Source organism: Catenulispora acidiphila DSM 44928 (genome assembly GCF_000024025.1).
Taxonomy (GTDB): domain Bacteria; phylum Actinomycetota; class Actinomycetes; order Streptomycetales; family Catenulisporaceae; genus Catenulispora; species Catenulispora acidiphila.
Window position 1 is genome coordinate 2584482 of sequence record NC_013131.1, and the last position, 13112, is coordinate 2597593.

At 71.1% G+C, this 13112-nt stretch carries 13 protein-coding genes; 6 read left to right on the forward strand and 7 right to left on the reverse strand.

Annotated elements, in window-relative coordinates; translation table 11 throughout:
* Positions 1–409: 409 nt before the first annotated feature.
* Positions 410–985, reverse strand: coding sequence for a transposase (locus CACI_RS53845; RefSeq protein WP_083795651.1), 576 nt, complete (start codon positions 983–985; stop codon positions 410–412).
* Positions 986–1281: 296 nt separating this feature from the next.
* Between CACI_RS53845 and CACI_RS11350 the strand changes: the two genes are divergently transcribed.
* Positions 1282–2253 (forward strand): hypothetical protein, encoded by a 972-nt coding sequence (locus CACI_RS11350; protein ID WP_143765204.1) that lies wholly within the window; start codon positions 1282–1284, stop codon positions 2251–2253.
* Here the strand turns inward: CACI_RS11350 and CACI_RS11355 are convergent.
* The 6 genes from CACI_RS11355 to CACI_RS11380 all read right to left on the reverse strand — a co-directional run bounded on the left by CACI_RS11355 (position 2234) and on the right by CACI_RS11380 (position 7243).
* Positions 2234–3145 carry an SURF1 family cytochrome oxidase biogenesis protein gene (locus CACI_RS11355; protein ID WP_012786491.1) on the reverse strand — a complete coding sequence of 304 codons (912 nt, stop codon included), beginning with the start codon at positions 3143–3145 and terminating at the stop codon, positions 2234–2236. The genes CACI_RS11350 and CACI_RS11355 overlap by 20 nt on opposite strands.
* Before the next feature lie 80 nt (positions 3146–3225).
* Positions 3226–4194 (reverse strand): DMT family transporter, encoded by a 969-nt coding sequence (locus CACI_RS11360; protein ID WP_012786492.1) that lies wholly within the window; start codon positions 4192–4194, stop codon positions 3226–3228.
* A 115-nt stretch (positions 4195–4309) separates the two neighbouring features.
* Entirely contained in the window at positions 4310–4588 is a 279-nt protein-coding gene (locus tag CACI_RS11365; RefSeq protein ID WP_012786493.1) for a hypothetical protein, read from the reverse strand.
* A 115-nt stretch (positions 4589–4703) separates the two neighbouring features.
* The gene (locus CACI_RS45400; protein WP_012786494.1) at positions 4704–5735 is read right to left on the reverse strand and encodes a GNAT family N-acetyltransferase; all 1032 of its coding nucleotides are present in this window, start codon (positions 5733–5735) and stop codon (positions 4704–4706) included.
* 85 nt (positions 5736–5820) lie between these two features.
* Positions 5821–6567 (reverse strand): SAM-dependent methyltransferase, encoded by a 747-nt coding sequence (locus CACI_RS11375; RefSeq protein ID WP_012786495.1) that lies wholly within the window; start codon positions 6565–6567, stop codon positions 5821–5823.
* Positions 6568–6601: 34 nt separating this feature from the next.
* Positions 6602–7243: a TetR/AcrR family transcriptional regulator gene (locus CACI_RS11380; RefSeq protein ID WP_012786496.1), complete on the reverse strand. Its 642-nt coding sequence runs from the start codon at positions 7241–7243 to the stop codon at positions 6602–6604.
* An 89-nt stretch (positions 7244–7332) separates the two neighbouring features.
* Between CACI_RS11380 and CACI_RS11385 the strand changes: the two genes are divergently transcribed.
* The 5 genes from CACI_RS11385 (at position 7333) to CACI_RS11405 (ending at position 13027) form a co-directional block, all read left to right on the forward strand.
* Positions 7333–8175, forward strand: coding sequence for an acetoacetate decarboxylase family protein (locus CACI_RS11385; RefSeq protein ID WP_012786497.1), 843 nt, complete (start codon positions 7333–7335; stop codon positions 8173–8175).
* Complete coding sequence (locus tag CACI_RS11390) at positions 8165–9061, forward strand: SDR family oxidoreductase (protein WP_012786498.1); 897 nt, start codon at positions 8165–8167, stop codon at positions 9059–9061. The genes CACI_RS11385 and CACI_RS11390 overlap by 11 nt, the downstream gene beginning before the upstream one ends.
* 22 nt (positions 9062–9083) lie before the next feature.
* Entirely contained in the window at positions 9084–10409 is a 1326-nt protein-coding gene (locus tag CACI_RS11395; protein WP_012786499.1) for an amidohydrolase family protein, read from the forward strand.
* The gene (locus tag CACI_RS11400) at positions 10409–11653 is read left to right on the forward strand and encodes an amidohydrolase family protein (RefSeq protein ID WP_012786500.1); all 1245 of its coding nucleotides are present in this window, start codon (positions 10409–10411) and stop codon (positions 11651–11653) included. The genes CACI_RS11395 and CACI_RS11400 overlap by 1 nt, the downstream gene beginning before the upstream one ends.
* Before the next feature lie 303 nt (positions 11654–11956).
* A complete protein-coding gene (locus CACI_RS11405; RefSeq protein ID WP_012786501.1) occupies positions 11957–13027 on the forward strand; it encodes a trypsin-like serine peptidase in 1071 nt (356 codons plus the stop codon).
* The last annotated feature ends 85 nt before the right edge of the window (positions 13028–13112 follow it).

Genomic DNA, 13112 nt, shown 5'->3' on the forward strand with positions numbered 1-13112 from the left:
TGGCGGGTGATGATTGTGGCGCCGCCAGCCTGACCCTGGCCGCCGAGGTTCATCGCGGATGGCGCCGCTGGCATTCTGTTAGGACATTTTCGCCCCTGATACAGGTATACGGGCTGCCACCGACCGACACGCCGCCGCCCGCCTGCGCATATCCGCCACTCTCCCGCGCCGACCTGCCGCTCACTAGTGCCGACGTGCTGCTCACTCGCGCCGACCTGCCGCCTGCCTGCGCCGACGTGCCGCTCACCTGCGCCGACGTACCGCTCAGCCGCGCCGACCTGCCGCTGCTCACCCGCGCTGACCTGCCGCCTGCCTGCGCCGACCTGCTGCCTGCCTGCGCCGACGTTCTGCTCACCCGCACCGACGTGCCGCCTGCCTGCGCTGACCTGCCGTTTGCGTTCGCTGCCCCCTACCGGCTTTTCCTCAGTGCCGTGAATCCGAACTCTATGGCGACCGGCGAGGGCTGCCTGATCAGCGTCGTCGAGCGTGGCCTGCGTGCTACGCGGGTTTCGCCTTCGGTGGTGCCGGTGTCGGCGGTGTCGATGACTCGGTCGAAGTCGATGCGGCGGGCTTCGGGGATTTCTTCGCGGAGGATGTGGGCGATGTCGGTCCAGATGCCGGCGCGTTGCCAGTCGCGGAGGCGGCGCCAGCAGGTCATGCCGCTGCCGTATTCGAGGTCTTGGGGGAGTTTCTCGAAGCCGATGCGGCGGCCGAGGACGACCAGGATGCCGTTGAGGACTGCTCGGTCGTCGAGGGGTTTGCGGCCGGGGTTGCGGCGGCGGCGGGGGCGTTCGGGCAGGAGAGTGCTGATGCGCTCCCATGCTCGGTCGGTGACCACCGGGTCCTGATGGCCGGTGCGGCGGAGGCGGGTCAGTGTGCTGCCGGCGGCGGGTGCGGCGGCCGGGTCGCGGCGTGGGGCCGGGACCCCCAGGAGCACCGCGCTGTGGACATCCGGCGCTTCAGGGCGCGGCGGGGTGTGGGGCACGTAACGCCCAACGCGGTCGAAACAGCAGACGTCACGCTTTCGGGTCGGTTGTCACCCATTGGAGGCAGACGGGAGCGCCGCGTGGCATTACCCTGTCCGATGGTCCACTCGATGGGAGACCCGGTGGGATACGTGGCGCTTATACGCCGAAAGGACTAGGTGGGGACTAGATCGGTACGGTTCGGCAACCGAAGTGCCCGGGCGTTCGTCAAAATATTGAGTGCGGGGAGCGATCGCGGGTAGCCGGGGGCTGCTTGCAATCCGGTACGACGACTCTCTCTTGGGGGGATCCGCAGGTGGGAACGAACGCACGCCACGCCGCCGAGGCTCGCAGGAGCTGGCCGGAAGGGGATCCGGTAGCGGTGGCGATGGTCGGGCTGCTCGACGTGGAGCTGCGCCGTCGCGGCTGTGCTTGGTCGATCGTGGAGGAAGGCCTCATCGAGGTCTACGGCCCGCACCGCGGCCGCTGGCCGCTGGCCGCCCTCAAGCGCCGGATGGAGGTCGCCGAGAAGGCCGACTGGCCCGAGCTCGTCGAGGAGCTCGTGCTGGCCCGCGTGGACCCCTCCGGCTTCTACGCCAGCTCCGTGTCCTCCACCGGCGACCACGACTCGGAGTGGGCCTCCGTGCGCGGCCGGATCCGCGCCCGCCTGTTCGGCGGCGACGACGCCGACTCCGCCGCGCTGGCCGGGATAGAGCACCGGTTCTGCGCCGACGGCCTGGTCGAGGTGCTGGAGCTGGTGCCGCCCTCGCCGCTGCGCGACCCCCTGGGCGCCGGCGTGCGCTGGTACCGCCCCGAGGAGGGCCCGGTCGCCTACGGGGACCTGGCGCGCTGGAAGGTGACCGCCCGCGAGGCCTACCGGACCGCGCGGGAGAACGTGCGGCGCGAAGGGCTGCTGGAGACCCGGCTGCTGGAGGCCGAGGGCGTCAGCATCACGGTGGTGCGCGGCGGCTCCGGCTACGCGCCGACGCACTCCTTCTGGCTGCCCGACTACGTGTCCGTGGACAGCAACGGCGCGCTGGTGGTGATACCGAACCGCGGGCTGTTCGCGGCGCACCCGGTGCGCGGCCCGGAGGCCGTGCCCGCCGCCGAGGGGATGCTGCGCCTGGCCCGGCGGCAGTACGAGACCGGGCCCGGCCCGGTCAGCGATCAGCTGTTCTGGTGGCGCGACGGAGTGCTGTACCGGCAGGGCTCACGCCGTGCCGAGGACGGGATCCGGTTCGAGCCGACGCAGGAGCTGGCGGACGTGCTCAGGGCGCTGGCGCGGTAGCGGTAGCTGTGGCGGTAGCGGTGGTCGGAGTGGCGGCCGCGTCTTCGTCCTCTGTGTCCGGCTCGTCCTCCGCGACGGGCTCGTCGTCGTCCTCTCCGTCCTCGTACTCGTCTTCTTCGGCCGCCTCGGCGGCCTCGCGGTCCCGGTGCTGGGCTTCGCGCCGGATGATCGTGATCCAGCCTCCGGCCGCGATCACGCAGAACAGCCACCACTGGAACCAGTAGGACAAATACGGTCCCTCGTCCAGGGACGGCGCGTCGACCGCCGTGATCTGCGAGGCGTCAGCCGGCTTCGAGGTGATCACCTCGGCGTAGCCGCCGCGCAGCTGCAGACCGGTCTTGGCGGCCAGCGCCTCGGTGTTGATCAGGCTGATCTGCCCGGCCGGCAGGCCCGCGGTGACGTCGCGGATGCCGGTGTTGCCCTTGGTCTCGGACTGCTGCAGGCGCCCGGTGACGGTGACCGTGCCGGCCGGCGCGGCCGGGATCGCCGGCGACTGCTGCTGATCGGAGCTGACGGTCGCGATCCAGCCCCGGTTGATCAGGACGGACGTACCGTCGCTGAGCGTCATCGGCGTGATGACGAAGAAGCCGGGGTTGCCGTTCTCCTGGCGGTTGCGGGCCAGGAACTGGTGCGCCGCGTCGTACGTCCCGACCAGCGTGAGCTGCTTCCAGCGGGCCTTCTGCGGCACCGCGGCGCCCACGGCGTCGGCGCCCTCGATCGGCACCGGTGGGGCGTTCATGGCGGTCCTGATGACGGCGTTCTCCGCGGTGCGCTCGTGATAGCGGCTCCGCTGCCACATCCCCAGGCCGATGAAGGAGGGGATGAGGATCAGCCAGATCAGGACATGCAGGCGGATCCAGCGCCAGGAGAAGACGAAACGGTACCGAGACACAGCCTGACGCTACCCGACGTCGCTCAGCGTGCCGGAGGCGGGGCGCGCCCTCGCCGGCGGGCTTCAATCCTCAGTCGGAATCAACTCAGCGCCAGCCCGACCACGATGCCCGCCACCACGACCGCCACCCCCGCCAACTGCGCGATCCCCGGCGTCCCGACCCCGAGCGCGGCACTGGCGGCGCACGCCGCGACCGGCACTGTGCCGATCAGCAGCCCCGCGCGCTGCGGGCCCAGACCGCCGAGCGAGCGGTACCAGAGCAGGAACGCCCCGACGGTCAGCGGCAGCGCGAGGTACAGCAGCGCCGCGCTCTCGGTGAGTGTGGGCACGCGCAGCATCGCGGTGCCGTCGGTGGCCACCCCGGCGACCAGCAGCGTCGGGACGGCGATGGCGGTGACGTACGCCGAGACGCGCAGCTCGCCGAACTTCGGCAGCAGCGGCACCGCCAGCAGCGAGAACAACGCCTCGCAGGCGAGCGTCAGGACGGCGAAGACGATCCCGGCCGCGCTGCCGTGCCCGAAGCCCTGCACCACCGCGCTCCCGGCGACCACCAGCCCGGCCGCGCCGAGCGCCGGGACGGGGCGCGGCCGCCGGCCGCTCTTGGTGACCAGCGGTCCGGCGATCGCCAGGACCAGCGGCGAGCACGCCACGACGCTGCCGAGCGTGGCGGCGTCGGTGTGCCGGAGCGCGGCCAGGACGAAGATGTTGAACAGCACCAGCCCGGTCGCCGACAGCAGGGTCAGCAGCACCCATTCGCGCGCGGTCGGCCGGATGCGGGGCAGGCCCTGGCGGCGGACGATGACCGCGAAGACCGCCGCGGCCAGGGTGTAGCGCAGCGCCTGACCGCCGAGGACCGGGTAGCGGGTGAGGTGCGCGCTGACCGCGGTGGAGGCTCCGAGGACTGACATGGCCAGGGCGCCTTGGACGACGTACCGGGTGCCGGCGCGGGTGCCGGCCCGGCCGGACCGGACGCCGCGCGCGGCTCCTTCGCCGCGCCCCGGGCTTCCCGCGCCGGCGGCAGCGCCGACCTCTTCGATGATCGTGGACATGCAGCGAGGCTAGAAGGCGATTGGTCTGCGAGTAAGAACCAATCAGTGGCGCGAAAAGGGGACCAATCCGCAGACGGAGGTCCCCATGAGCTCGACGCCGAGGCCGGCAGCAGGCTCAGCCCACGCCGACCGGCTGGGCGTGCCCCGGGTGTGCGGCCTTGTCGACGTGGTCGGCGAGGCCGTTCGCGCCCGAGGCGGTCGCGCAGTGGGCGCAGCAGTAGAACTTCCCGTCGGCCTCGACGCCGTGCCCGACGATGCGGCAGCGGCAGTGCTCGCAGGTCGGCGCCATGCGGTGGATCGCGCACTCGAACGAGTCGAACGTGTGCGTCACACCGGCGGCCACCACGTCGAACGACATGTAGTAGTCGTTGCCACAAACCTCACACACGGCCATTTCCGACTCCCGGGTCACGGTGATGGAGCGCGGCGGCGTCTCCCGCCGACAGCCGGGCCAGTACCCGGCGTCGGCGGGCGGTAGTCGAGCGCTAGCCCATGCAGGTAGCCCGGCCCTACGGCTCCTGCGGCACGATCCGCACGACCTCGATCTGCTCCATCACGATCTGCGCCGTCAGCAGCCGCGGCTCGCTGACCTCGTCCTCGTCCGGGTCTTCGTCGGTGAAGGCCGCGCCGCTGGTGGAGGTCTCGCCGACGAGCGGCTCCTGGGGTTCCTGCCCGGCGTCCGGCTGCTGCTTCTCGGACGGCGGCGGGACCGGGGCGCCGAGGAGCGGCTCTTCCGGGCCGCCTTCGAAGGAGACGGCTGTCGGCGCCGACGGCGTGTCGGCGGTGATGGGCTTGCTGAAGGCGTCGAAGGTGTCCGTGGGCTCAGCCTCGCCAGCCTCAACGGTCTCGGCGGTCTCGGCGGTCTCGGCAGAAACGGCAGAAACGGCAGAAACGGCAGAAACGGCAGAAACAGTCTCGGTCTCGACGATCTCGGCGTCCACGATCTCGGCCTCGGCGGGCGCCGTCGCCGCGTGCGCGCCGCCGCGGCCGCCGCCGCGCCATTCGGGCATCGTGATGGCGTACATCGCGCGGTCCTGCCAGTGGCCGGCGACGAAGAAGCGGTCCAGCAGGACGCCTTCGGGGCGCATCTTCACGTGCTCCGCGACGCGCATGCCCGGGGTGTTCCGCGGGTCCACGGTGGTCTGGACGCGGTGCAGTTCCAGGCGGGAGAAGGCCAGCTCGAGCAGGAGGCGGGAGGCCTCGGTGCCGAGGCCTTCGGCCCAGCGGTCGGGGCGCAGGTAGACGCCGATCTCGCCTTGGCGGTGCGGGAAGCTGAGGATGTCCAGCGTCGCCGAGCCGATCAGGTCCCCGTACTGCTCCACCGCCAGGTAGAAGCTGCGGCGGGGCTGGAGCTGCGCCATGCGCGCGGTCTCGGACAGCCACGCGCCGGTGGTATCGGGGGTCGCCAAAGCCGGCCATGGGGTGTGCGCGGCCACCCTGGGGTCGCCGGCGATGCGCTGCCAGGCCAGAAGGTCGTCAGGGCGGAACTCGCGCAGCGACAGGCGAGGACCCCTCGGGTACTCGTGGAGCGGTGAAGGCACGGCAGAACGTTATGCGATCGCCGCCGCCACGTCAGCCCGAAGACGACAATGTGGTGAGAATATCAGCCTCCGGACACGTCCCTTACTACGCCGGAACACCCAGTGTGAGCATGGCGAATCCGAAGTAATCGCGGTGTCCGCGCAGCCAGATGCTTCGTTTGTTATCCAGCTGATCGCGCACCTCGGCGGCGTCCGGATGGCCCGGATTGGCCAGCAGCCACTCCTCGGAGTCCCTGGTCTCCAGCGATTCGTAGTCCTCCCACTCCGCGCGCGTCGACGATTCGACGCGCAGCGGCCGGAATCCGGCGGCGACGACGTGGTCGACGATGTCCGGCAGCAGCTCGTAGCGGTCGGCCGTGGTCCCCGGCCACATCGCGGCCAGCCGCTCCGGCGGCGGCACGCTCTCCCAGTGCTCGACGCCGAAGAACAGCCGCCCGCCGGGATTCACCAACGGACGCAACACCTCCAGCGCCTGCGGCACTGTTTTGGCGAACACCTGCCAGGCACCGCTGTTGATCACCACATCCGCGGGCCGCATATGGTCGCGAGCCGGCGCGTCGATGAACTCGACCCGATCGCCGAGCCCGCGCGCCGCGGCGTTGGCCCGTCCCCGTTCCAGATCCCGTGCCGACATGTCCACGCCGAATCCCCGCGCGGAAGGCGCCAATGCCAGGACCCGCAACAACAACTCGCCCCAGCCGCACGCATAGTCGGCGACCGTCGCCGGTCCCGTAGCCGCCAGATCCGCGGCGATCCGGTTCGCGCGCTCCTCGGTCATCGGCGAGCGGAACACCATGTGCGTGGCCGGTCCGACGACGTCTTCGACTGTCATGGCGGTCCAGCGTAGGCGGCGGGGCGGTCGCAGGCTACTGATCCGCGAGCAGCGACCGCACCAGCGCCTCGGTCGCCACCGCGAACAGCCGGTCGGCGTCCACCGCCGTCGCCAGCGCGCCGGCCAGGGCGGCGTCCGACCCTGGTTCGGCCAGCCACAGCTCCTCCGCCGAGGGGTGCTGTTCCGGCGAGCGGTCGGTGTGCCGCTCGACGAGTACGAAGCCGATCACATGAAACTGCAAGGCGCGCACCACCTCGGCCGCGCGGATGCCGCGCAGCCCGGCCGCCGAGATCTCCGCCACCAGCGTCCGCTGCGAGGGCAGGAACATCGCCGGTGTCAGCCCGCGCTCGTTGACCAGCCCGATCAGGTGCGGGTGCTCCCGCAGGACCCGCCGCAGCTCCACCGCGAGCGAGAGCACGCGTGCCGTCGGCGTCGTCCCGCGGGCCGGCAGCGTGTCCAGGCCGTGCACCATCTCCTGCACCAGCTCGTCGAGCAGCGCCTCGCGGTTGCCGACGTGCCAGTAGATCGAGGTGACCGCGACCCCCAGCTCGGCGGCGAGCTTGCGCATCGACAGCCCGGACACCCCCTGCTCCTCGACCAGCCGCGTCGCGGCGTCGAGGACGGCGCGGCGGGTCACCGCCGGGGCGCGCGGGGGTTTCGCCGTCTCCTGAGTCACGCGTCCATCCTCTCGCCACCGATGGCTCTTTACCCTTCGCGCGCCCGGGTGTAACGGTGTTACAGAAGGCTTATGACGAGGAGTCAGATATGCCGAGAGTCCGGTACGGCCCGCGCGACCTCGAAGCGGTCGCCGCCGCCCGCGAATCCGCCGCCAAGCTGCCCGATCTGTGGTCCACCGGCGTCCACGCCGTCTGGGAGACCGACCCCGACGCCCTGGCGCAGGTCCTGCCCCCGCCCCTGAAGCCCACCGCCAAGCCGTACGTGCGCGCCACGATCAACCAGGTCGACATGTCCGTCTTTGACGACCATCAACACAGCGGCGCGCCATTGGGCGCCGCCGCGATTTCCGTGGCCTGCGCCCACGGCGGCGAAGAAGGCTGGTACAGCCTGGTCATGCCGATGACCACCGAGCGCTCGCTGATCGGCGGCCGGGAGGTGTTCGGCGAGCCGAAGAAGCTGGCCGAGGTCGTCGTCGACCGCGACGGCGAGCAGGTGGCCGGCACGGTCACCCGGCACGGCGTCACCTTCGCCGAGATCCGCGGCCGGATCGCCGGCGCGCTGGAACCGCCGGCGCCCTACGTCAAGGTCGACTGGTACCTGAAGTTCCTGCCCGCGGTGGACGGCTCCGGCTTCGACGCCGACCCGCTGCTCGTGCGCTGCCTGCGCACCGAGAAGACCCGCTCGCTGAACGCCGTCGAGGGTGAGGTGATCCTCCGCGACTCCGATCTGGACCCGATCGCCGACCTCCCGGTGCTCCGGCTGGTCGAGATCACCTACGGCGAGAAGACCTCCGACCAGCGCGGCGAGGTCGTGGCGAGGCTGGATCCGCAGGAGATCCTGCCCTACGTCCACCAGCGCTACGACGACCCCGCGCAGGTCCACGACTCGGTACTGCTTAAGGACCCCGCCGAGGTGTCCGATGCTGACTGACCTGCCGGGCAAGAGCGCGGTGGTGACCGGCGCGGCCAGCGGCATCGGATTGGCGATGGCGCGGCTGTTCGCCGCCGAGGGCATGAACGTCGTGCTCGCCGACGTCGAGGAACCCGCGCTGGACAAGGCCGTCGCGGAGGTCGGCGCGTGCGCGGTCCGGGGCGCGCGGGCGATCGGCGTGGTCACCGACGTCTCGCTGCCGGAGTCCGTGGACGTTCTCGCCGACTGCGCCTTCGATGCCTTCCCGAGCATCGACGTGCTCTGCAACAACGCCGGCGTCGGCTCCGGCGCCGAGGGCCCGATGTGGCAGCACGAGCGCGCCGACTGGCAGTGGGCGTTCGCGGTCAACATCTGGGGCGTCTTCCACGGCATCCAGGCCTTCCTGCCGCGCATGATCGCCCAGGACACCCCCGGGCACGTCGTGAATACCAGCTCCCCGGACGGCGGCATCGCGCCGCTGCCCACGGCCAGCGTCTACGCCGTCACCAAATCAGCGATCGTCACGATGACCGAAGCGCTCTACGCGCAGCTGAAGCAGGCCGACGCCAAGATCGGCGCCTCGGTCCTGTTCCCGGGCCCGCACATGGTGCGCACCGGCCTGTGGGAGAGCTACCGCAACCGCCCCGAGCGCTACGCGAAAACCAAGCCGCGTCAGAGCCCGTATCCCACCCTCGAAGGCTGGGAGCAGGCGATGAAGGACGCCGGACTGGAAGCCGAGATGACCGAGCCCGAAGAGGTCGCGGCCCACGCCCTGGAAGGGATCCGGACCGGCGCCTTCTGGATCCTGCCGCGGGGCGGCGGCTCCGACGCCATGATCCGGCGGCGCTCGCAATCGATGCTCGAGCGCGCCAACCCCGCCTACCTGGAGAAGTTCATCCTCGACTGAGGACTGAGGGGAGTCAAAGGCTATGCCAGAGTTCGACAACAGTCCCTACGTGGTGGTCTCCTCCGACTGCCACGCCGGGCTGCCGACCGAGGAGTACCGCCCCTACATCGAGGCCAAGTACCACCCGGCCTTCGACGACTTCCTGGCCGAGCAGGCCGCCCGCGTCGAGGCCGCGACCAAGCTCGGCGTCCGGAACCCGGAGTTCGCCCGCGCCTGGTTCGAAGAGCACGAAGAAGGCCTGCGCGGCGGCTGGGACTCGGCGCAGCGCGACAAGGAACTCGACGCCGACGGCGTGACCGCCGAGGTGATCTTCCCGGACGCCGACGCCGTGGAGTCCACCACCGCCGCGCCGTTCGGCGTCGGTCTGACCTTCTCCGGCGGCCTGGACCAGGAGCTGGCGCTGGTCGGCGCCCGCGCGCACAACCGCTGGCTGGCCGAGCTGTGCTCGCACTCCCCGGAGCGGCGGCGCGGCGTGGCGCTGGTACCGATCACCGGCGACGTGGACGCCGCGGTCGCCGAGATCCGGCGCGCCAAGGAGTCCGGGCTCGGCGCGGTGATGATCCCGGCGATGTGGGAGGACAAGGCGCCCTACCACGACCGCCGCTACGACCCGGTCTGGGCGGTCTGCGAGGAGCTGCGGATGCCGGTGGCGACCCACTCCGGCGTGGCTCCGCGCGACGAGTACGGCGACCACCTCGGGATCTACGTCTCCGAGGTCACCTGGTGGCCGGCCCGGCCGATCTGGTTCCTGATCTGGTCCGGGGTGTTCGAGCGCTTCCCCGGGCTGAAGTTCGGCGTCACCGAGGCCGGCTGCTGGTGGGCGCCGAACCTGCTGTGGTTCATGGACCGGCTGTTCCTCGGCGCGCACGCCGCCGCCAAGCTGACGCCGTTCGAGGAGGTGAAGCGGCCGCCGAGCGAGTACTTCGACCGCAACTGCTTCATCGGCGCCTCCAACACCAAGCGCCGCGAGCTGGCGCACCGCTACGAGATCGGCATCGACAACATGCTGTGGGGCAACGACTTCCCGCATCCGGAAGGGACCTGGCCGAACACCCGCAAGTGGCTCAGGACCACGTTCCACGACATACCGGTCGACGAGACGCGTCGGATGATCGGACTGGCCGCGGCCGAGACATACGGCTTCGACGTCGCCAAGCTCGCGCCGGTCGCCGAGCGCGTCAACCTGCGTCCCGGCGACCTCGGCCAGAGCGGCGGGGAGGCGGCCGGCTGGGCCGCCGCGCGCGAGGTCGGGCGGCACTGGCTGACCGGCCACGACTTCCCGGTCATCGGCTACGGCGCGACGCTCGGCGGCCACCGCACCGACGACGTCGGACCGGAGGTGTCGTGATGACCGAGCGCTACACCGTCGTCTCCGCCGACGGCCACGCCGGCGCCGACCTGCTGGACTACCGGCCCTACCTGGAGGCGAAGTACCACGACCGGTTCGACGCGTGGGCGGCGGCGTATGTGAACCCGTACGAAGACCTCCTGCACGGCGACGCCGAGCGCAACTGGGACTCCGCACGCCGCCTGGCCGACCTGGAGCGCGACGGCATCGTCGCCGAAGTGCTGTTCCCCAACACCATCCCGCCCTTCTACCCGAGCATGTCGCTCAGCGCGCAGCAGCCCTCCGCCGAGGAGTACGAACTCCGCTGGGCCGGGCTGCGTGCGCACAACCGCTGGATGGCTGACTTCTGCTCCCAGGCTCCAGGGCGACGCGCCGGGACCTGCCAGGTCCTGCTCGGCGACATGGACGACGCGGTCGCCGAGGTCCGCTGGGCCCGGGAGCACGGCCTGTTCGGCGGCGTCCTGCTGCCCGGCACTCCGCCGGGCACTTCGGTGCCGCAGCTCTACTCCGACGTCTACGAACCGCTGTGGGGGGTCTGCGAAGAGCTCGACATGCCGATCAACCACCACGCCGGCTCGGCGTCCCCGGAGATCGGCCAGGAGCCGGCGTCCCGCGCGGTCTTCATGATGGAGATCACCTGGTTCGCGCACCGGGCGCTGTGGCATCTGATCTACGGCGGCGCGTTCAAGCGGCATCCCCGCCTGAAGTTCGTGCTCACCGAGCAGGGTTCCGGCTGGGTGCCCGGCGTCCTGGAAATGCTCGACTACTACCACCGTGCGCTGGTGCGCCGGGCGTCCTCGGCGATGGGCGACTCCGGCGCGGTCACCGCCGAGAGCCGGTTCGGCGCCGGGATCGCCGAGGCGGTCGGGCTGGCGCCGAGCGAGTACTGGAAGCGGAACTTCTACCTCGGCGCCTCCTTCATGCGGCCCGACGAAGTGCCGCTGCGGCACGCCATCGGGTTGGAGAAGCTGATGTGGGGGAGCGACTACCCGCACGACGAGGGCACCTTCCCGTACTCGCGCGAGGCGTTGCGCAACTCCTTCGCCGGACTGCCGCACGAGGAGATCACGGCGATCCTCGGCGGCAACGCGGCCCGGGTCTACGGGTTCGACCTCGCGGCGCTCGACACGGTCGCGGCGGCGGTGGGCCCGACGGTCGCGGAGATCGACGAGCCGCTGAAGCAGCTGCCGACCGACGCCACCTCGCCGACGTTCGGCGCCGACAGCGTGATCCGGGTGTGGTGAGGCGATGGCGATGGCGGGCCTGTGACCAGCGCTTACGCGCCGCACCTGCTTAAGTCGGAGCCGGCGGGGCATACGTGATCGCGTGGAACACGGCACCTGGTACCAGACGATCCGCCGCCCTCACCCGGGCGGCGGATCGCTGCTCGTTCGGCGCAGTCCGCATCACCCTTCATCGCTCGCTCAGGTGCTGGAGGTTCGCTGACCGGACCAGGGCTGCCGCGGCTTACCGGCCGGACGGCGGGGAAGCACGGGAACGGCCGCGCGGGCGGCTGACAGGTCGAAGGTGAGCGGAGGGTGACACCGATGGAGGGTCCCGAGGGGCTGTCACGGGTCGCGCGGATGCGGCAGCGCGTCCAGGCCCGCAAGCGTGCCCGGGCCCGCCGTGCGGCGCTCGCCGCCGGGGTGGCCGGGTTCGCGGTGATCGCCGGCATGCTCGGGATGGCGCTCAGCACTCCGTCCTCGGCCAAGGCGATGTCCGTGGACGGCGCGCTGGAATCGGCCTCCGTCACGGTGAACCCGTCGAGCAGCCCTTCGAGCAGCCCATCGACCTCGGCGTCCACCACGGCCGCCCCGCCTTCGGCGCTGGCGGCGGCCGTGAGCGGTTCCGCGTCGCCGGGCAGTGCCAGCCCGGAGCCCACTGCCACCGCGACGACTACCGCCGTCGCCGCGGCTGCCGGTCCCGGCTCCACGGCCGCCACTCCGGCGCGGCCGACGAGTTCGCCGATCGCGAAGCCGTTCGGCGGTACCGCGGTCGCCGGCGTCCTGTACAAAACGGACTCTGGCGTCTCCAGCCACTTCTGCAGCGCCTCGGTCGTGCACAGCGACGCCGGGAACCTGGTCATCACCGCCGCGCACTGCGTCTACAGCGACGGTCCCAAATCGGACATCGCCTTCGCGCCGGGCTTCCACAACGGCACGTTGCCCTACGGTTCCTGGGCAGTCACCAAGGTCGTGGTCTCGCAGAGCTGGAAGAGCTCCAACAATCCGGACCAGGACGTGGCGTTCTTGCAGGTCGCGCCGTCCTCCAGCGGCGCCTCGCTGGAGTCGGTGACCGGTGCGGACAAGATCGCCTTCGGTCAGGGCTTCGGGATGCCGGTCACGGTCCCGGCCTACCCGCAGGGCTCGGACACCCCGATCACGTGCACGGCGCCGGCGGTGAAGTTCAGCTCGACGCAGACCGAGTGGGACTGCCGCGGGTATCCGGACGGCACGTCGGGCGCGCCGTTCCTGACCGGCGTGGACTCCAGTGGCGAGAAGGGCACCGTCATCGGCGTGATAGGCGGATACCAGCAGGGCGGCGACACCCCGGACGTGTCCTACAGCGCCTACTTCGGCTCGGCGATCCAGGCGCTGTATCAGAGCGCTTCGTCATAGTGGGTCCGTTTCGCCGGAACCAATCCCGTTGGGTGAGATACCATCCGACACACGCGTAACTGCCCCTTGATCGCGTTCGGTACGC

Bases quoted from the DNA above. Each gene is read 5' to 3' on its own strand.
- CACI_RS11395 (WP_012786499.1), top strand. From the start codon at position 9,084: ATGCCAGAGTTCGACAACAGTCCCTACGTGGTGGTCTCCTCCGACTGC.
- CACI_RS11375 (WP_012786495.1), bottom strand. From the start codon at position 6,567: ATGACAGTCGAAGACGTCGTCGGACCGGCCACGCACATGGTGTTCCGC.
- CACI_RS11365 (WP_012786493.1), bottom strand. From the start codon at position 4,588: ATGGCCGTGTGTGAGGTTTGTGGCAACGACTACTACATGTCGTTCGAC.
- CACI_RS11390 (WP_012786498.1), top strand. From the start codon at position 8,165: ATGCTGACTGACCTGCCGGGCAAGAGCGCGGTGGTGACCGGCGCGGCC.
- CACI_RS11385 (WP_012786497.1), top strand. From the start codon at position 7,333: ATGCCGAGAGTCCGGTACGGCCCGCGCGACCTCGAAGCGGTCGCCGCC.
- CACI_RS11405 (WP_012786501.1), top strand. From the start codon at position 11,957: ATGGAGGGTCCCGAGGGGCTGTCACGGGTCGCGCGGATGCGGCAGCGC.
- CACI_RS11360 (WP_012786492.1), bottom strand. From the start codon at position 4,194: ATGTCCACGATCATCGAAGAGGTCGGCGCTGCCGCCGGCGCGGGAAGC.
- CACI_RS11400 (WP_012786500.1), top strand. From the start codon at position 10,409: ATGACCGAGCGCTACACCGTCGTCTCCGCCGACGGCCACGCCGGCGCC.